Here is a 19223-nt window from a genome sequence, read left to right as displayed (position 1 = left end):
CTCAACCCTCAGCCCGCAACACGTCCAGAGCATGCTGCAGATCCGCGGGGTAAGGACTGACGATCTCCATCTGCCGTCCGTCGGCGGGATGAGTGAACGCCAAAGACCGGGCATGCAGCCATTGACGTTCCAGCCCAAGCTTTTTCGCAAGCTTGGGATTAGCACCGTAGGTCAGATCGCCGCAGCAGGGGTGATGCAACGCCGAAAAATGCACCCGAATCTGGTGTGTGCGGCCGGTTTCCAGATGAACGTCGAGCAGACTTGCGGCGACGAAGGCTTCGACGGTGTCGTAGTGGGTGAGGCTGTCGCGGCCGTTGGCGGTGACGGCGAACTTCCAGTCGTGGCCCCGGTGGCGACCGATCGGCGCATCGATTGTGCCGCTGGACGGGTCGGGATGTCCTTGCACCAGCGCGTGGTAACGCTTGTCGACGGTTCGCTGCTTGAACGCGCGCTTGAGCAACGTGTACGCCCGCTCGGAGATCGCGACCATCATGACCCCGGAGGTGCCGACGTCCAAACGATGCACGATGCCCTGCCGCTCATGCGCCCCGGAGGTGGTGATCCGGTAACCGGCCGCGGCCAGCCCACCGAGCACGGTCGGCCCCGTCCAGCCGACCGACGCATGGGCGGCCACCCCGGCCGGTTTGTCGACCGCCACGATGTCGTCGTCGGAGTACAGGACCGTCATGCCTTCGACGCCGACCGGCGTGTTCTCCACCGGCGCCGGCGGCTCGGGCAACCGCACCTGCAGCCATGCCCCGGCGGACAGGCGATCCGACTTGCCGGCCCGCACGCCGTCCAACTCGACGCCGCCGTCTTCGGCCAGTGCTGCGGCGGCGGTACGCGACAGGCCGAGCAGCCGGGACAGCCCCGCGTCGACACGCATACCCGCCAGGCCCTCCGGCACGGGCATCGAACGGTCGGTCATATCAGCGCTGGTCGGCCTTGGATCGGTCGACGGTGCCGTCCGGCGGCTCATCGCCGTCAGCCGCGGCAGGCTCGTCCGGTGCGTCAGGCCGCCGACGGCCGACCGTGTCGAAGTCGAAGCCGACCGCCGACAGGGTGACCAGCAGGATCGCCCCGCAGACCACCGACGGGTCGGCGACGTTGAACACCGGCCACCAGCCGATCGACAAGAAGTCGACAACATGTCCCTGCAGCGGCCCCGGCGACCGGAAAAACCGGTCGACCAGGTTGCCCATCGCACCACCGAGGATCATGCCGAGGCCGATGGCCCACCACGGCGACACCAGCCGCCGTCCCATCCAGATAATCCCGACCACGACACCGGTCGCGATCAGGGTCAGCATCCAGGTGTATCCGGTCGCCATCGAAAACGCAGCGCCGGAATTGCGGACCAGCGTCCAGGTGACGGTGTCACCGATAATCGGCACCGGCTGGCCGGGGACGAGCAGTTTGACCGCGAGCACCTTGGTGACGACGTCCAGTACCAGCACCACCGCGGCGACCGACAGCAGCAGGCGCACCCGCCGGCGCGGCGCGGGCGCTTGCGCCTCCCCGGCCGTCGGGGCCTCCGTCACCGGCTCAGCCGATTCCGTGGGTTGGTCAGACACTCCTACATCATCCACCAGAGAGTTAGGCGGCGACCCGCCGCTGGTCGTTTGGCGGCGACGCGCCGCACCCTGCTGCACTCGGCGATGCGGGATGATTTGTGCCATGGGCCGCCTCAGCGTCATCGCCACCGGTGGGACGATCGCGAGCAGCACGGCCGCCGACGGGGTCCGGCGGCCCACGCGCGGCGGCGCCGAGCTGACCGCCGGCCTGGACGTCGATGTCGTCGACGTGCTGTCCAAAGACAGCTCGCAGCTGACCCCGGCCGACTGGGACGTGATCGGCGCGGCGGCGCGGGCGGCAGTGGCTCGCGGCGCCGACGGCGTGGTCATCACGCATGGCACCGACACCCTCGAGGAGACGGCGCTGTGGCTCGACCTGACTTACGCGGGCGCGAGTCCGCTGGTGATCACCGGTGCGTTGCGCAGCGCCGACGCGCCCGACGCCGACGGCCCGAGAAATCTGCGTGGCGCGCTGTCGCTGGCGTCGGCTCCCGCCGCCCGCGACCTGGGTGTGCTGGTGTGTTTCGGCGGCCGGGTGTTGCAGCCGTCGGGCCTGCACAAGGTGGCGAACGAGGGCGGTTTCGCCGGTGAGCTACTCGGCAGCGTCGACGGCGCGGTGATGCTGGCGCGGCGCAAGACTCGCCCCTACGTCGGCGAGCTGACCGCGGCGAGCGCTCCGCGGGTCGACATCGTCGCGGCCTACCCCGGCGGTGACGCGGTGGCGATGGATGCCTGCGTGGCTGCCGGCGCGCGCGGCATCGTGCTGGAAGCGCTCGGTTCGGGCAACGCCGGCGACGCGGTAATCGATGGAGTGCGGCGGCATTGTCGAGACGGAGTCGCGGTCGCGATCTCCACCCGCGTGCTCGGCGGCCGGGTCAGCCCGGGATACGGGCCCGGCCGCGACCTGGTCGACGCGGGTGCGGTGATGGCGTCGCGGCTGCCGCCGAGTCAGGCGCGGGTGCTGGTGATGGCGGCGCTGGCGGCGCAGCTACCGCTTCGCGACGTCGTCGACCGCCTGCGCTGAGGCGTTCTCGGTCAGCGCGGCGACGTAGTCGGGCCAGTCCAGGCTGTCGACCGGGTTCGCCCGGATGATTTCGCCGGTGTCGGATTGACCAGAAGGAAACGTTCGGGCCGGGCCCGGCCCGCAGCTGCGGGTCTCGAACCGCACCGTGACCACGCCGTGGCCGGCGCCTTGCACCCAGCCGTGCCCCAGATCTTGGTGTGCGACGTCGTCGCCCACCCGCCATGGCGAGGCCTCCGAGCCCGTCCCGAACATGGCCGCGGCTGCCGTATCGACGGAATGGTGTGCCTGCAGTTCAGCGAAGTCCAAGTCGGGGAACAGCGATTCCTGGCACACGTCGCTCAAACCCGAGAATCCCACGCCGAGAAGCCGAATGGGACCGATCTGCTGAGGATCAAGCAGCAGCCGCTGCGCCATGGCGATCAGCGCGGCGGACTCGGTGGTCGCATACGGCAGCGTGGCCGAGCGAGTCAGCGTGCTCATGTCCGACTTCTTCAGCTTGACCGTGACGGTGCGGGCGCCGCGGCCGTCGCGGCACAACCGTTGATGGGCGTGCTCGGCGATCGGGCCGACCGCCTCACGCAACTCGTCGAGCGTCGTCAAATCCGCCGCGAACGTCGATTCCGCGCTGATCTGCTTGGCTTCGGCCCGCTCGGCCACCGGGCGGTCGTCGATCCCGCGGGCCAGCCGATGCAGCGCAGGCCCGGCCGTCGCTCCCAGGATGTTGGCCACCTCGGCGTCACGCAGCGCGGCCAGCTGCCCGACCGTGTCGATGCCCAGGCGATGCAGCTTCTCCTCGGCCACTGGCCCGATGCCCCACAGGCTGCGCACCGGAAGGCCACCCAGCAACGGCTTCTCCTCGACATGCCGGATCACCCGAACCCCGTCAGGCTTGGCCAGACCCGACGCGATCTTGGCGATCTGCTTGCCCGAGCCCGCGCCCACCGAGGCGATCAGGCCAGTCTCCTCACGCACCCGTCGCCGCAGGTCCTCGCAGAACTGCTCGACCTCGGTCGCCGAGGCGCCAGCCAGCTCCGGCGGCTCCCCGAACGCCTCATCGAAAGAGAGCTGTTCGACGACGGGCATCGCCGCGCGCACGGTGTCGAAGACCCGGCGGCTGGCAACTCCGTAGACCACGCCGCGTGGCGGCAACACCACCGCCGTCACACCGATCAATCGGCGCGCCTGATGCATCGGCATCGCCGACCGGGCGCCGAAGACCCGCGACTCGTAGCTCGCGCCGGCCACCACGCCGCGCCCGCCCAGTCCGCCGACCAGCACCGGGCGGCCCCGCAGCGTGGGCCGGGTGAGCTGCTCGACGGACGCGAAGAACGCATCCATGTCCAGGTGCAGCACCCAGCGGGAGGTCACGATTACCGATGCTATTGCGCTAGTGTGGCGATCCCATGGCGATGAACTTGTGCCACCGCATGTGCTGCGGTTCCGAGCGCTACTTCAAAGTTGTCGAAGACGCGCTGTTGCCGTGGGTCCTCGGCGACGTCGAGCTGGGCGACAACGTGCTCGAGATCGGGCCGGGTTACGGCGCCAACATCCGAGTGCTGATCGACCAAGCGCCGCACTACACCGCCGTCGAAATCGACCGGCCGATGGCGGATCGGCTGAAAAGCAAGTACGGCGACCGGCCGGTCGATTTCGACGGCAGTGCAGAATTTTTGGCTGTTCTGTGCGCTAGCGTCGATCTCGGCGTCACGCCTTGGTCACTGAAACGCGGACGCCGTCACCGATTTCCACCGCATCGACTGGCTCACCGAACTCGAAGCTGGTGGCCAGAATTTCCCCGGCGATCAGGTCGCGATGTGTTCCGGCCCAGTCGGCGCGCTGCGGCGGCACCGACATCACCACGCGGATCCGGTCGGAGACGTCCAGCCCGGTCGATTTCCGCAACTCCTGCAGCTCGCGGATGCGGTCCTTCGCCCAGCCCTCGGCCTCCAGCTCGGGCGTCACCGCGGCGTCCAACACCACCAGCCCAGCCCCGCCCGGCAGTGGAGCGGTGTAGTCCGGGTCGGCGGCCGCCAGCCGCGAGCTGTACTCGTCGGGTTGCAGCACGACAGCACTCGCACTGGCCACAGGACGAACGGTCACCGTCGCGTCGGCGTTGACGACGACCTGGCCGGCTTTGACCGCTTTGATCGCCGCCTGCACGTCCTTGCCGAGTCGCGGGCCGGCCACCCGGGCGTTGACGGTCAGCTCAAAGCGACCGTAGCGGTCGATATCGTCGGTGAGCTCGACCTCCTTGACGTTGAGCTCGTCGGCGATCAGATCGGCGAATGGTTCCAGTCGCCGTGGATTGTCCACGGCCACCGTCAGTTTCGGCAGGGGCAGCCGCACCCGCAGCTTCTTCGCCTTGCGCAACGACGATGCCACCGAGCACACCTCGCGCACTTGGTCCATCGCCGCGACCAGCCCAGCGTCGGCAGGCAGCACCTGCGCTTCCGGCCAATCGGTCAGGTGCACCGAACGCTCGGCGGTGACACCGCGCCAGATGATCTCGGTGGTCAATGGCAGCAGCGGCGCGGCCAGCCTCGCGGTTACTTCGAGCACGGTGTGCAAAGTGTCGATCGCATCCGGGTCCTCTCCCCAGAACCGCGAGCGAGACCGTCGCACATACCAATTCGTCAACGCCTCGGTGAACTGGCGCAGCTGCTCACATGCCCCGGAGATGTCGCAGACATCGAGCCCATCGGTCAGCTCGTCGCGCAACGCCGCCAATTTCGCCAGGATGTAGCGATCCAGCACATGCGGCGAATTGGTGCGCCAGGTACCGGCTTTGGGCGCGTAGAGGGCCAAGAAGCTGTACGCGTTCCACAACGGCAGCAGCACCTGGCGAACCCCGTCGCGGATACCCTGTTCGGTCACAATCAAGTTTCCGCCGCGCAGGATCGGGGAGGCCATCAAAAACCAGCGCATGGCATCGGAACCGTCGCGGTCGAACACCTCGCTGACGTCGGGATAGTTGCGCAGCGATTTGCTCATTTTCTGTCCGTCGCTGCCCAGCACGATCCCATGCGCCACACAGGTTTTGAACGCGGGCCGATCGAACAGCGCGGTGGCCAGCACATGCAGCGTGTAGAACCAGCCGCGGGTCTGCCCGATGTACTCGACGATGAAGTCGCCGGGGTAGTGCGTCTCGAACCAGTCGCGGTTCTCGAACGGGTAGTGCACCTGCGCATAGGGCATGGACCCGGAGTCGAACCACACGTCGAAAACGTCGGCGATGCGCCGCATCGCCGACCGCCCGGTCGGGTCGTCGGGGTTGGGCCGGGTGAGCTCGTCGATATAGGGCCGGTGCAAGTTGTCCGGTCGCACGCCGAAGTCGCGCTCCAACTCCTCGAGGCTGCCGTAGACGTCGATCCGCGGATAGGCCGGGTCGTCAGAGACCCAGACCGGAATAGGCGTGCCCCAGTAACGGTTTCGCGAGATCGACCAGTCCCGGGCACCCTGCAGCCACTTGCCGAACTGACCGTCCTTGACGTGCTCGGGATACCAGGTGATCTGTTGATTCAGCTCGGCCATCCGGTCGCGGAATTCGCTGACCTTGACGAACCACGACGACACCGCGCGGTAGATCAGCGGATTGCGGCAGCGCCAGCAGTGCGGATAGGGGTGCTCATAGGTTTCGTGGCGGATCAGCACCGCACCATTGGCCGCGGCCGGACCGCTGTGGTTTTTCAGGTCCCGGATGATGTGCGGGTTGGCGTCGAAGACGTGCTGCCCTTGATAGTCGGGAACGGTGGCGTCGAAGCGGCCCTTGGCGTCGACGGGTGTCACCGGCACGATGCCGGCCTTGTCACCGGCGTCCTTGTCGTCTTCGCCGTAGGCCGGTGCCATGTGCACAATGCCGGTGCCGTCCTCGGTGGTCACAAACTCGGCGCCGAGCACCCGAAAAGCGTTGGGCGAGTCCATAAAATACGGGAACGGCGGCAGGTAGCGCAGGCCCACCAGAGCACTGCCGCGGTAAGTGCCCAGCACCTCCGGCTCATCGCCCAGCTCTCGCGAATAGGCGGCCAGTCGGGCCTCGGCCAAAACCAGACGACGCTCCCCCGCTCGTACCTGCAGATAGGTGACGTCAGGGTTGACGGCGACCGCCTGATTCGACGGCAGGGTCCATGGTGTCGTCGTCCACACCAGCAAGTGCGCGCCGACGAGGTCTTCTGCATCGCTCACCGCGATGCGGAATCCCACGGTGATCGCCGGGTCCTGCCGGCTCTGGTAGACGTCGTCATCCATCCGCAGCTCATGGTTGGACAGCGGGGTTTCGTCGCGCCAGCAGTACGGCAACACGCGGTAGCCCTCGTACGCTAAGCCCTTGTCCCACAGCTGCTTAAACGCCCAGATCACCGATTCCATATAGGGCAGATCGAGTGTCTTGTAGTCGTTGTCGAAGTCGACCCAGCGGGCCTGACGGGTCACATAAGCCTGCCACTCGTCGGTGTAGCGCAACACCGATTCGCGGCACGCTTCGTTGAACGCGGCGATGCCCATCGCGTCGATCTGGGATTTGTCGGTGAGCCCGAGCTGCCGCTCGACCTCGAGTTCGGCCGGCAGCCCGTGGGTGTCCCAGCCGAAGCGGCGTTCCACCTTGTAACCGCGCATGGTGCGATACCGCGGCACGATGTCCTTGACGTAGCCGGTGAGCAGATGCCCGTAGTGCGGTAGGCCGTTGGCGAACGGCGGGCCGTCGTAGAACACGTACTCCGGGGCGTCAGCTCGCAGAGCAACGCTGGCCCGAAAGGTGTCGTCGCTCGTCCAGTAGTCGAGGACCTCGAGTTCGAGTGCCGGCAAGTCAGGTGCGCCGCCGGCCAGCTTGGGATAGGCGTTGTCGGTCACTGCGCGCGTCGTCTCCTCGTGCCACTGTCAGGCCCGGGGACGACGAAGCGCTGTGTGCGCAAGCGCCGCGGTACCACCCCGCGTTGCCGCGCCGGAGCGCGACCGCTCGTTGACGGCGGTGACGGGCCTACCCGTTCGGGTCTACTTGAGCCGTGCCGTTAGGTACTAAGCCTGTTCTTCCGAAGGCTCCCCGGTGATGGCCGGATCGACGCCGCTGCAGAAGATTCTACGGGGCGCACGCAAATCAACGTCAGGCCAGCGCGGCCTTGGCGTCGGCGAGATTGTCGGCGCCGAGCACCAAGCGGGTGTTGGTGGCCAGATAGGCGGTTTCCAGGTTGATTTTCGCGGCACCGAGCTTGTGGACGACTTCGCCGAGCGCGCCGGGACGGTCTTTAATGTCGAGCACGATCACCTCTTGCTCCGCGGCGATTTTGATGCCGGCGCCCTGCAGCGCTTCGAATGCGGCGGTGGCATCGTGCACCAGAATGTGCACCTCTGCCTGTCCCCCGCTGACCAGGGCGCACAGGCCGGCGATGTTGACGCCCGCTTTGCCCAACGCGTCCCCGATTAGGGCCAGCTCGCCGGGCTCGTCGTCGAGATAGAGTGTTAGATCAGTCGCCACAACGCGCTCCCTTCGCACCAGGTCTGGGCGGATCGTCTGTCCACGCTACCGCGGCCAGGCGGAGTAAAGACCCACGAAATCGGCAGCAGCTTTCTTGCACTTCGGCTGTGGCGTTCGACGCGGCGTTTGCCCGCGACGTGGTTCTGCCGCTGGCGCAGGCGGCGTACCCAGTGATGGGCGGGAGCCAATCCACCCTCCCGACCGGTTACGCGCAGACCAGTCTGATCCAGGCTGATGGCGTGGTGCTCAACTCGATGACGAACCCGCACCCCGCCGTGACTGCGATGACCAAAAACACCAACATTTTCGGGCTGATGGGCCGTAATCCGACGACTCGCAGCGCAGTTGTGTCCTTTCGCGGCACCGCCGACGTCGAGGATTGGCTCGCCGACCTCGACGCCATCCCTGGCGCCTATCTGCCGGTAAGAGGATTCGGTCAGGTGCACGCCGGCTTTCAGGACGTGTACGAACTCGTCCGGCAAAGCATTGCCGCGAAGTTGGCCACCGCGACCGCCGGCTGCGATCAGATCCTGATCACCGGGCACAGCCTGGGCGCGGCGCTGGCCGTGCTCGCGGCGCCGGACATCTTCCGAAACACGCCGCCGACGATCGAACCTCGGCTTATCGCCTTCGCGGGCCCGCGGGTCGGACTGCCTGACTTTGCCGACCCTTTCAACGCCGCGATTGAAAGCTGTTTCCGGGGAGTGAAGTTTCTCGACGTCGTGCCGTACCTACCCCCGACGCCCTATGTGCATGTCGGCGCCCAAATCACCGTCGACAGCGGCGGGCCGGTCCAGGTCGGGTCGCGACACAGCCTGACCGCCTACCAGAACGGACTTTCGGCGCTCATCGCCACCCAGCAATGACCGCCCGATGACGATGCGCTCCGCGCAGCGGAGGGCTGAGGAAGCGGGCAATGACGACGCTCGCTCCCGGCACCGAGGGTCAAACCACCTCAAGTGCCGGGAGCGCCAGGTGTTTGGTTAGGTTAGGCGCCAACCTCCAGCACGCCGACGCGCCACAGTGCGGCGTAGAGCTGACGCAACGGAACGCAGAGCAACCGAGCGGCACCCATGACCAACGGGTCGCCGCCGACCAGCCGATGTTCGGGCCACCTGGAGGCCGGCTTGGGCACGGGCGTCGGCGCCGGGGCAGGTACTGCCCTGAGCCGGCGTGCGGGCGTCGCCGTTACCACTTCGTCGTACAGTACAGCGGTCATAGTCGCCTCCTCAGCGGAAAGTCAAACGGGCATAATGGGATTCGATGTCCGTCCGAAACGGCGTCCGATGAGGCGAGCTGCTGGCGAGCCCAGAGATGGCTCAGCTTGAAGCGGCGCGCCGGAGACCGGATCGGGACGACACACAGCCCGGATCTCGATCCGGGCTAGAACTGGAACTCATTCGTCCCTCACCTCCTTGGGTCGCGCCATGTGCGGATCACCGCACAATTCATACGCAAGCAGGAGCACAGGAAACCCGATGACCTCGGGAACCGCACCCCACTCGTAGAGCTTCGGCACTGCACGCCGTATCCGGAAACTCCGGAAGCCACTTGGGCTCAACCCTTAAGCCGGGAGGAGCTGTCCTGACCCTGGGCGTCTCTCGACGTTCGGGGTCAGTGGCCTGTATCCGTGCAGACGCCTCGCCTAACGAGGTGCTTACCCCGTCGATGATGCACGAACATCGCCCCCGGGTCAATTCACCGCGCCCAAGAACTTGCTGAGCGCCGTTAGGGCACCTGACCAGCCGTTATGAGTTCGTAACCGGCAGGGCCCGGCACCTTAAGCCCACAGACCGCCGCAATCGGTCGGCTGTCCCGGCGGTAGGTGGAGAACAACCGGCAGGCCGAGTGAAACGACACCAGCGCGGCCATTCCCGCACCGGCGGGCATGCCGGCTACGGTGCGCCCCATAGTGCGGGCGACAAGCCCGGCTGCCAGCAGCGTGAACATCGCAAACGTCGCCGACCGGGACAACACGCCGATCAAGTCACAATCACCCCAAAAAGCACACCCGCCACACTGACGTTTTCTCAGTAATTTCCGCGTTGGAGAGTCGATAGTACGATCGCGGCGGCAACAACTGCGCCAATCCTGGTTGGACACAGGCGGATTCGACGGAGGCAGCGCCAACGCTGTTTGAGTTCGGCGTTGGCGCGTTCACCGATGGCACGCGCCGCGGTGAGCAGCATGTTGTAGCTCTGATTCTCCACGGCCAGGCCGCGGCCCTTGACCGGAGTGTGCACCCCGATCCCCGCTCCTTCGTAGCCCTTGTCGGCCAGCGTCGGCACCCCGTCGGCCGCGGACTTGTACAGCGCGCCCAGGCAGTGCGCGCGGGCGGCGGTGATGTCGTGCACGCTGCCCGGCTCGACCTCGCTCGACCACACCGGGAACCCGCCCGGGTCGGCCAGTATCTGCACATTGCCGCCCTGGGTTTTGTGCTTGCCCGAATACCACCGGTGATGGCCGGCCTCGTTGCGCTCGTCCACCCGGTCGATGGCGATCAGCGTCCCGTCCAGCGTCACGTGCGACCACTGTTCGGCCTTGGCCCGGTCGAGCACTTCGTGCAGGTCAGGAGCTTGTTCGGCGATCACGTCGATCGCCTCGTGCAGATAGCGGTAGCTGGTGGAGATCGGCAGCCCGGCCTCCATCGCCAACAACCGGATCGGGGCGTCGTCGCGGAACCACCGCAGCACCAGCTTGGCCTGCGTGCGCACCGTACCCGACCGCCGCCCGGCCCGCGTTCTGATCTCGCGCCGGTGAACGTGCAGCAGCGCGGTCACATGCAGCAGGGTTTCCTCCGGCACGTCGCAGATGGCAGAGTAGGTGAACACGTGGGGTCCTTTGCAGCGGAGCGGGTTTCCTCGTCGAAACCGAATCCTTGAGCAAGGACCCCACGCCCAGCCACTACGACACGCCGAAAACTCCAGTCACACCAGACTCACGAGCCCCAAGTGAGAAAACCTCACTGATCAAACTGCGAAACTCAAGAAAGGCACCTGTATGATAGATAACGGCGCGGCTGTGGACATGAGCGGCGAATGAGGTCCTGTAAAAATTTGTGATCTGGTAACGTTGCGCCGGCGGAGATGCGCTACCGACCCGTGTCTAATAGCGTTCCCGCCGTATCCACCTCGCTGACGTGCATAAAGGGTGAACCGGCGATGTCGGCGGTATTAACGTGCACGTCACGCCATGACCGCCCGGATGCGGTCATGGCGTGACTCACGCTGCGGGCACGTTCGCTTTGCTGTGCCGGAAATGTTGCTACAAGTGTTGCTAATAGGAGGGGAATTGCGTATCTTTTTTGCGCTCGACGAACGCCCGCTCAGCCCGCGGTCCGGCCAATGCATTTGCTCATTATGAACAAAACTTCTGCAACCCCAATCGCTATCATCGGGATGGCTTGCCGACTTCCCGGAGGCATCGAATCGCCGGACCAATTATGGGAGGCTTTGCTCCGCGGCGATGACCTGATCAGCGAGATTCCGCCCGACCGGTGGGACGCCGATGAGTATTACGACCCCGAGCCCGGTGTGCCAGGCCGATCGGTGTCCCGGTGGGGCGCCTTCATGGACGACGTTGCCGGCTTCGATTCCGAGTTCTTCGGGATCAACGAGCGGGAAGCGACGGCAATCGATCCGCAACACCGCTTGCTGCTGGAAACCTCGTGGGAAGCCATGGAGCACGCCGGTCTGACTCCGGCAGCGCTCGCCAACTCGCTGACCGGTGTCTTCATTGGACTGACCCACGGCGACTACCAGTTGCTGGCCGCCGATGCGCACTCGTTGGAGGGGCCGTACGGCTTCACCGGGACCGCCTTCAGCCTCGCGTCTGGGCGTATCGCCTACGCTCTGGGGGTTCACGGACCAGCACTCACTATCGACTCGGCATGCTCTTCTAGTATGCTCGCGGTGCACATGGCGTGTCGCAGCCTGCACGACGGCGAATGCGACCTTGCCTTCGCCGGCGGCGCCACCGTGATGTTGGACCCGCGGAAATTCTCCTCCGGATCGGCTCAGGGCATGCTGTCGCCGACCGGACGTTGCCACGCATTCGACGCCGCCGCAGACGGGTTCGTGCCCGGCGAGGGTGCTGTCGTGGTGTTGCTCAAGCGATTCTCCGACGCGCTGCGCGACGGCGACCGGGTCTTGGCGGTGCTGCGTGGCACCGCGGCCAATCAGGACGGTCGGACCGTAAATATTGCGACCCCGTCTGCGGATGCCCAAACCGTGGTGTATCGCGCGGCGCTAGCTGCCGCAGGTGTGGACGCTCGCACCATCGGCATGGTCGAGGCGCACGGCCCCGGCACTCCGGTGGGCGATCCCATCGAATTTACCAGCCTGGCAAACGTTTACGGCGTCGATGGCCCCTGCGCGCTGGCTTCAGTGAAAACCAACTTCGGCCATACCCAAGCGGCATCGGGGGCACTGGGCCTGGTCAAAACGGTTCTGGCGTTGCAACACGGTGTGGTCCCGCAGAACCTGCACTTCACCCGGCTGCCCGATGAATTAGCCCAGATCGACACGAAAATGTTTGTACCGCAAGCGACAACGCGGTGGCCGACCAACGGCGGCCACGCGCGGCGCGCTGCGGTGTCGGCGTATGGGCTGTCCGGAACCAACGTGCACGCCATCCTCGAACAGGCTCCGGAATCCGCCGCAGCGCGTGACGAGGTGACCGCGTCCCAGAGCGCCGCAGCACCGGTGTTCGCGTTGTCTTCCAGCTCAGCCGAAGAACTGCGCCGTACGGCCGGGCGACTGGCCGACTGGGTGGAGGCACACGCCAGCGATGTCGCCCTGCCGGATCTGGCCTATACCCTCGCCCGTCGACGTGGGCATCGGTCGGTGCGGGCCACCGTGACAGCTAGCACCACCGAGTCGCTGGCCCAGGCGTTGCGGGAGGTGGCCGACGGCGACACTGCGTATTTGCCGGCGGTCGGGCAGGACGACCGGGGACCGGTATGGGTGTTCTCCGGACAGGGCTCGCAATGGGCAGCGATGGGCGCTGAGCTACTGGCCAACGAACCCGTGTTCGCCGCTACCGTCGCCGAGGCCGAACCACTGATCGCCCGTGAGTCCGGCTTCTCGGTGACCGAGGCGATCTCGGCGCCGCTGACTGTCGCCGGTATCGACCGGGTCCAGCCAGCCCTGTTCACCATGCAGGTCGCGCTCGCCGCCACCCTGAAGTCCATCGGGGCGCGCCCAGGCGCAGTCATCGGGCATTCTCTCGGTGAGACGGCAGCCGCTGTCGTCGCCGGAGCGCTGTCGTTGGAAGACGGGGTCCGGGTCATCTGCCGCCGCTCGCAGCTGATGTCAACGATTGCCGGCGCCGGCGCGATGGCATCGGTGGAATTGCCGGCCCAGGACGTTTTACGAGAACTGACGGCTCGTGGCGTCGACGACGTCGTCGTCGCGGTGGTGGCCTCCCCGAAGTCCACGGTGATCGGCGGCGCCGCCCAATCGATCCGCGAGCTCGTCGCGAACTGGGAGCAACGCGACGTGATGGCCCGCGAGGTGGCCGTCGACGTCGCCTCACACTCCCCCCAAGTCGATCCGATCCTCGACGATCTGGTCAACGTCCTCGCCGACCTCAAACCCAGGACCCCGACGGTTCCGTACTACTCGGCGACACTGTTCGACCCACGGGACCAGCTCGTATGCGACGCCGACTACTGGGCCGAAAACCTGCGCCACACCGTGCGGTTCGCCGCGGCCGTGCAAGCAGCGCTCGAAGATGGACACCGGGTCTTTGCAGAGCTGGCACCACACCCCCTGCTCACCCATGCCGTCGAGCAGACCGCGAGCAGCCTCGACATGACGGTGGCCGCACTCGCCAGCATGCGCCGCGAGCAAGCCCTTCCCAATGGATTACGCGCCCTCCTGGCGGATCTACACTGCGCGGGCGCCGCGGTGGACTTCTCGATCCTCTACCCGCATGGGCAGCTGGTGGACGCGCCGTTGCCGACCTGGACGCATCGTCCGTTGCTGTTGAGCCGCGACGGTCAAAGCGCCCCGACACACGGCGGCCGGACCATGTCGGTGCATCCGCTGCTGGGCGCGCATGTCCGCTTATGCGAAGAGCCGCAGCGTCACGCATGGGAGGCTGAGGTCGGCACCGAGACGCTTCCGTGGCTCGGTGACCATCAGATCCACAACGTGGCCGCCCTGCCTGGGGCTGCATACTGCGAGATGGCGCTGGCTGCGGCGCGCACCACCGTAGGTGAGGCGTCCGGGGTTCGCGACGTCCGCTTCGAGCAGATGCTGCTGCTCGACGAGAAGACTTCCGTCCATGCCACCGCCTCGGTCGTGTCGCCGGGCGTCATCGACTTCCAGGTCGAGACGGACCGGGACGGCGAACACATCCGACGAACCACCGCGGTCTTGCATGCCGCCGATGTCGACGAGCCGCCCTCGCACGATTTGGCCGCGTTGCTGGACGCGCATCCGCGCCGCATCGACGGCGACGAGATGCGACGGTGGTTCGACGAGCGCGGGATTCAGTACGGTCCGGCGTTCACCGGCCTGGCTGCCGCGTGTGTCGGCGAGGAAGCCGTCGACACCGTGCTAGCCGAGGTGGCACTGCCCCGTTCGATCCGTTCACAGCAGGACGCCTACGGCGTGCATCCTGCCCTGCTGGACGCCTGTTTCCAGTCCGTCGCAGTCCATCCCGACGTCCAGAGCGCAACCAGCGGCGGCCTCCTGTTGCCGCTGGGCGTGCGGCGACTGCGCGCCTACGGTGCCAGCCGCAACGCTCGCTACTGCTACACACGGGTGACCTCGGCCAACGCCACCGGAGTCGAGGCTGACCTCGACATCTTGGACGAACACGGCACGGTGTCCCTGGCCGTTCGCGGGCTGCAATTGGGCACCGGGACATCGGAGGCCGACGACCGCAACCGGATGCTGGGTGAACGGCTGCTGACCATCGAATGGCAGCAGCGAACATTGCCCGAAGCCGCCAATGCCGAACCGGGAGCGTGGCTGCTGTTGCGCGCCTCGGCGACTGACGACGAGGTGGCCATCGGGTTGACGAATTCGTTGAAACTTCGTGGCGCGGAATCTACGACGGTGAGTTGGGCACCGGGGGCCGACCACGGGTCTAACGCGGAATTGCTTCGCTCGAACCTTGCCGCGCGCCGGTTCGCCGGCGTCGTGGTGGTGACCGGACCGCAGGACCCCAGCGCCGCCGAACTCTCTGCATCCCGCGGCGAAGAGCAGGTGGCGCACCTGGTGCGAATTGCCGGTGAGTTGCCGGATATCCCGGGTGAGCCGCCTCGGTTGTATGTCGTGACCCGCAATGCGCAGACCGTACTGGCCGGCGATCGACCCAACTTGGAGCAGGCCGGACTGCGTGGTCTGATCCGGGTCATCGGCGCCGAGCACCCGCATCTGCGCCCGACGCACATCGATATCGACAACACAAGCGACGTCGAGCAACTGGCCCGTCAACTGATCAGCGGCTCGGAGGAGGACGAGACCGCCTGGCGCAACGGCCAGTGGTACACCGCCCGGTTGAGCCAGACCCCGCTTCGCCCAGTGGACCGGCAAACTAGGGTCCTGCATCCCGAACACGACGGGATGCGACTGCAGATCCGCGCTCCTGGCGATCTGGAATCGGCGGAACTGACCGCTTTTGACCGTATCGCACCGGGGCCCGGCGAGATCGAAGTCGCCGTCAGCGCCTCCAGCATCAACTTCGCCGACGTGCTGCTCGCCTTCGGCCGCTACCCGAGCTTCGAGGGACACCTGCCCCAGACCGGCACCGACTTCGCCGGCGTGGTGAGTGCGGTTGGACCAGGTGTCACCGCGCACCAAGTCGGTGATCATGTCGGCGGGATATCCGCCAACGGTTGCTGGGGCACATTCGTCATCTGTGATGCGCGCCTGGCCGTGACCCTTCCGCCGGCCCTGACCGACAGGCAGGCCGCAGCGATCACTACCGCACACGCCACGGCCTGGTACGGCCTGCATGATCTGGCCCGAATCGGTCAGGGTGACCGGGTGCTTATCCACTCGGCTACCGGCGGGGTCGGCCAGGCGGCAATTGCCATCGCCCGCAACGCCGGAGCCGAGATCTTCGCCACCGCTGGCAGCGATGACCGTCGAAAACTGTTGCTTAGCAAGGGTATCGAGCATATTTATGATTCACGCAGCGTCGAGTTCGCCGAACAGATCCGCCGCGACACCGACGGATACGGCGTCGACATCGTGCTCAACTCGGTCACCGGCGCGGCACAACGCGCGGGCATCGAGTTGCTGGCACTGGGCGGGCGATTCGTCGAGATCGGCAAACGCGACATTTACGGCGACACCCGATTGGGGCTCTTCCCGTTCCGGCGCAACCTGACGTTCTACGCGGTCGATCTCGGCTTGATGTCCATCAGCCACCCGGAAAAGGTGCGGAATCTGCTGGACACGGTCTACCGACTGACCGCTGACGGTGTGCTGCCACTACCGCAGAACACGCATTACCCACTGGCAGACGCGGCCAGTGCAATCCGGACTATCGGCGGTGCCCAACACACCGGCAAGCTGGTGCTCGACATTCCGCGCACCGGCAGCGTCCGCGTTGTGGTGCCCCCACAGCAGGCTCACGCGTTCCGTGCCGACGGGGCCTACATCATCACCGGCGGCCTCGGCGGCCTTGGACTGTTCCTCGCCGAGAAAATCGCAGCGGCCGGTTGCGGTCGGATCGTGTTGTCCTCGCGGTCGCAGCCAACGCTCAAAGCTCTGGAGACCATCGAGCTCATCCGCGCTATCGGCGCCGAGGTCATCGTGCACTGCGGCGATATCGCCGAACCCGGCACTGGAGAACGACTAGTGGCAGCGGCAACCACGACCGGGCGTCCTGTGCGCGGGGTTCTGCACGCCGCGGCGGTGGTCGAAGACGCCACGCTGACCAACATCACCGATGAGCTCATCGCGCGTGACTGGGCGCCCAAGGTCTACGGCGCATGGAATCTACACCAAGCCACGGCCACTGCGCCGCTGGACTGGTTCTGCTCGTTCTCATCGGCCGCCGCGCTGGTCGGCTCACCCGGCCAGGGCGCATATGCGGCGGCCAACAGCTGGCTGGACGCCTTCAGTCACTGGCGCCGCGCTCAGGGCTTGCCGGCCACCACGATCGCGTGGGGTGCATGGGCGGAAATCGGCCGCGCCACAGCGCTGGCCGAAAGTGCCGAGGCCGCAATCACTCCCGACGAGGGCGCGTACGCGTTCGATGCCTTGCTGCGCCACGACCGCACCTATGCCGGGTATGCCCCGACGATCGGGACGCCATGGCTGACCGCCTTCGCCCAACGCAGCCCATTCGCTGAAGCGTTCAAATCCGCCGGGCAAAGCCGAAGGGGCGCCAGCGAATTCCTTGCCGAGCTGAAGACGTTGCCTATCGAGGAGTGGCCCGCCCGGTTGCGGCGCATGATCTCCGACCAGATCAGCCGGATCCTGCGCCGCAGCGTCGATCCGGACCGACCGCTGTCGGAGTACGGCGTCGACTCGTTAGGCAACCTCGAATTGCGGACCCGCATGGAGGCCGAGACCGGGATACGGATCACCTCCACCGATATCACTACCGTGCGCGGCTTGGCAGACTTGCTGTGCGAAAAGCTTGCGCCCATCCAGGAGGTTTCGGCGCCGCCGTCAGCGGCGGTTCCTGGGTCGAGCTGTCCGTTGAACCAACGGTCCGAGCTAGAGGAGTCACGGTGTTCATAGGCGCAGGGTCGGTGGAAGTAGGAACGGTCGATGTGTGGCTGCCCGGGTCGGGTTCGGTCGTGTCCTGGCATCCGACGCCCGCCTCACTCGAGAAGGCCCGACAAGCGCCGATAAATACCGCGCCTGCCAGCTACATGCAGGTTCAGCATCTGCGCGGATTCTGCGAGTTCGCCGCCCGCGGGCTCGACTACTCGAGGTTGGTGATGGGCTCCTGGGATCGCCCGGGCCGCGGTGACATTCGTGCCCTTACATACATCATCAATGCACATCTTCGCCGACACGACACCTACCGCAGTTGGTTCGAATACGAGGGTATGGACCGCGTTGTCAGGCACACCATCGCCGATCCGGCAGACATCGAGTTCGTCCCAACTAAGCATGGCGAGATGACGCCGAAAGAATGGCAGAAGCACGTATTGGACACGCCCAGCCCGCTGGATTGGGATTGCTTCAGTTTCGGAGTCATCCAGCACGCCGACCACTTCACGTTCTACGCGATCGTCGATCATCTCCACTGCGATCCCACGCTGCTGGGGCTGCTGTACATGGAGGTGTATCTCAGGTACGGGGCGCTGGTCGGAGGGGCCGCGCCCAATTCACTGCCGCCCGCGGGTAGCTACGAGGATTACTGCGTGCGGCACCGGCGGTTCACCTCGGCCCTGACCCCGGACTCCCCTGAGGTGCGCAGATGGATCGAATTCGCCGAGCATAACGACGGGACCTTACCGAACTTTCCGCTGCCACTTGGTGATCCATCGGGGTGGTCTGGCGGTGACGTTGTGGTCGAACCACTGATGGATGGGCAGCAGACCGCGCGATTCGAATCCGCCTGCATAGCAGCGAGCGCCCGATTCAGCGGTGGCCTGTTCGCCGCCGCCGCCCTGGCCCAATATGAATTGACCGGCGAAAGAATATATTACGGACTAACGCCTACCGACAAGCGAAGAACCCCGACCGAGTTCATGACAACCGGTTGGTTCACCGGCGTGATCCCGCTCACCGTCCCTGTCGATCCGGCATCATTCGCTGCGACTGCCCGTGCCGCGCAGAATTCGTTCGATTCGAACGCTGAGCTTGCGCATGTGCCGTTCGACCGGGTTCTAGAGTTGGCACCATGGCTTCGGCGGCCCGGTCCGAACTTCACGATGTTGAACTACATGGACGGTGGCCTCCCTCCCCTTTCCGCAATCGTCACCTCGCAGTTGGATGGGGCGAAGGCCGGCACGTACGTCGACGGCAGGACTCCGGCACACCTTTACATGTCGGTCGGACGCCTCTTCGACGAAACCTCAATGGCGGTGTTCTTTCCGGACAACCCGGTGGCCCGCGAATCGGTGATCCGCTACATCGAGACGGTGAAATCCGTATGTGCCCGCGTCGCCGAGGGCCGCGATTTCGCCAGCCTGCTGCGCATCGGTGCACAAGTCTGATCACGCAGGAGACCAAAA

The 19223-nt window shown here is 66.1% G+C and carries 12 protein-coding genes, 1 pseudogene and 1 riboswitch; of the genes and pseudogenes, 5 read left to right on the top strand and 8 right to left on the bottom strand.

Annotated features, from left to right (window positions below):
* Window position 1 precedes the first annotated feature (1 nt).
* Both M5I08_RS12945 and lspA read right to left on the bottom strand, forming a co-directional pair.
* Window positions 2-928, bottom strand: a complete 927-nt coding sequence (locus M5I08_RS12945) for an RluA family pseudouridine synthase (protein ID WP_219068883.1) — start codon at window positions 926-928, stop codon at window positions 2-4.
* A 1-nt stretch (window position 929) separates the two neighbouring features.
* Window positions 930-1574 (bottom strand): signal peptidase II, encoded by a 645-nt coding sequence (gene lspA / locus M5I08_RS12940; RefSeq protein WP_219068881.1) that lies wholly within the window; start codon window positions 1572-1574, stop codon window positions 930-932.
* A 103-nt stretch (window positions 1575-1677) separates the two neighbouring features.
* Here lspA and M5I08_RS12935 point away from each other — a divergent pair, with 103 nt between their 5' ends.
* Entirely contained in the window at window positions 1678-2598 is a 921-nt protein-coding gene (locus M5I08_RS12935) for an asparaginase (RefSeq protein WP_219068879.1), read from the top strand.
* Here M5I08_RS12935 and M5I08_RS12930 read toward each other — a convergent pair.
* A complete protein-coding gene (locus tag M5I08_RS12930; RefSeq protein WP_440271457.1) occupies window positions 2563-3966 on the bottom strand; it encodes a DNA polymerase IV in 1404 nt (467 codons plus the stop codon). The genes M5I08_RS12935 and M5I08_RS12930 overlap by 36 nt on opposite strands.
* A gap of 35 nt (window positions 3967-4001) precedes the next feature.
* On the opposite strand from M5I08_RS12930, the pseudogene M5I08_RS12925 reads away from it, so the two are divergent.
* Window positions 4002-4169, top strand: a pseudogene (locus tag M5I08_RS12925) (SAM-dependent methyltransferase); the annotation flags it as partial.
* Between the two features lie 133 nt (window positions 4170-4302).
* Here the strand turns inward: M5I08_RS12925 and ileS are convergent.
* On the bottom strand, window positions 4303-7443 hold the full coding sequence (ileS, locus tag M5I08_RS12920) for an isoleucine--tRNA ligase (protein ID WP_219068877.1): 3141 nt from the start codon (window positions 7441-7443) through the stop codon (window positions 4303-4305).
* A gap of 250 nt (window positions 7444-7693) precedes the next feature.
* On the bottom strand, window positions 7694-8065 hold the full coding sequence (locus M5I08_RS12915; RefSeq protein WP_219068875.1) for an amino acid-binding protein: 372 nt from the start codon (window positions 8063-8065) through the stop codon (window positions 7694-7696).
* A gap of 107 nt (window positions 8066-8172) precedes the next feature.
* Between M5I08_RS12915 and M5I08_RS12910 the strand changes: the two genes are divergently transcribed.
* A complete protein-coding gene (locus M5I08_RS12910) occupies window positions 8173-8931 on the top strand; it encodes a lipase family protein (protein WP_219068873.1) in 759 nt (252 codons plus the stop codon).
* 122 nt (window positions 8932-9053) lie between these two features.
* Here the strand turns inward: M5I08_RS12910 and M5I08_RS12905 are convergent, their stop codons facing one another.
* The 3 genes from M5I08_RS12905 to M5I08_RS12895 all read right to left on the bottom strand — a co-directional run bounded on the left by M5I08_RS12905 (window position 9054) and on the right by M5I08_RS12895 (window position 10896).
* Window positions 9054-9284, bottom strand: coding sequence for an Rv1535 family protein (locus M5I08_RS12905; RefSeq protein WP_219068871.1), 231 nt, complete (start codon window positions 9282-9284; stop codon window positions 9054-9056).
* Between the two features lie 271 nt (window positions 9285-9555).
* Window positions 9556-9725: riboswitch (M-box (ykoK) riboswitch) on the bottom strand.
* A gap of 68 nt (window positions 9726-9793) precedes the next feature.
* A complete protein-coding gene (locus M5I08_RS12900; RefSeq protein ID WP_219068869.1) occupies window positions 9794-10051 on the bottom strand; it encodes a hypothetical protein in 258 nt (85 codons plus the stop codon).
* 44 nt (window positions 10052-10095) lie between these two features.
* A complete protein-coding gene (locus M5I08_RS12895; protein WP_249762759.1) occupies window positions 10096-10896 on the bottom strand; it encodes a transposase family protein in 801 nt (266 codons plus the stop codon).
* Between the two features lie 528 nt (window positions 10897-11424).
* Here M5I08_RS12895 and pks2 point away from each other — a divergent pair.
* Window positions 11425-17775, top strand: a complete 6351-nt coding sequence (gene pks2 / locus M5I08_RS12890; protein WP_219069036.1) for a sulfolipid-1 biosynthesis phthioceranic/hydroxyphthioceranic acid synthase — start codon at window positions 11425-11427, stop codon at window positions 17773-17775.
* Entirely contained in the window at window positions 17766-19205 is a 1440-nt protein-coding gene (locus M5I08_RS12885; RefSeq protein WP_307728248.1) for a condensation domain-containing protein, read from the top strand. The genes pks2 and M5I08_RS12885 overlap by 10 nt, the downstream gene beginning before the upstream one ends.
* The last annotated feature ends 18 nt before the right edge of the window (window positions 19206-19223 follow it).

Source organism: Candidatus Mycobacterium methanotrophicum (assembly GCF_023515995.1).
Classification (GTDB): Bacteria; Actinomycetota; Actinomycetes; order Mycobacteriales; family Mycobacteriaceae; genus Mycobacterium; species Mycobacterium methanotrophicum.
Note: the sequence above shows the minus strand (reverse complement) of the source record. Positions and strands in the feature narration are given on the sequence as shown.

Bases quoted from the DNA above. Each gene is read 5' to 3' on its own strand.
- M5I08_RS12945 (WP_219068883.1), bottom strand. From the start codon at position 928: ATGACCGACCGTTCGATGCCCGTGCCGGAGGGCCTGGCGGGTATGCGT.
- M5I08_RS12935 (WP_219068879.1), top strand. From the start codon at position 1,678: ATGGGCCGCCTCAGCGTCATCGCCACCGGTGGGACGATCGCGAGCAGC.
- M5I08_RS12905 (WP_219068871.1), bottom strand. From the start codon at position 9,284: ATGACCGCTGTACTGTACGACGAAGTGGTAACGGCGACGCCCGCACGC.
- pks2 (WP_219069036.1), top strand. From the start codon at position 11,425: ATGAACAAAACTTCTGCAACCCCAATCGCTATCATCGGGATGGCTTGC.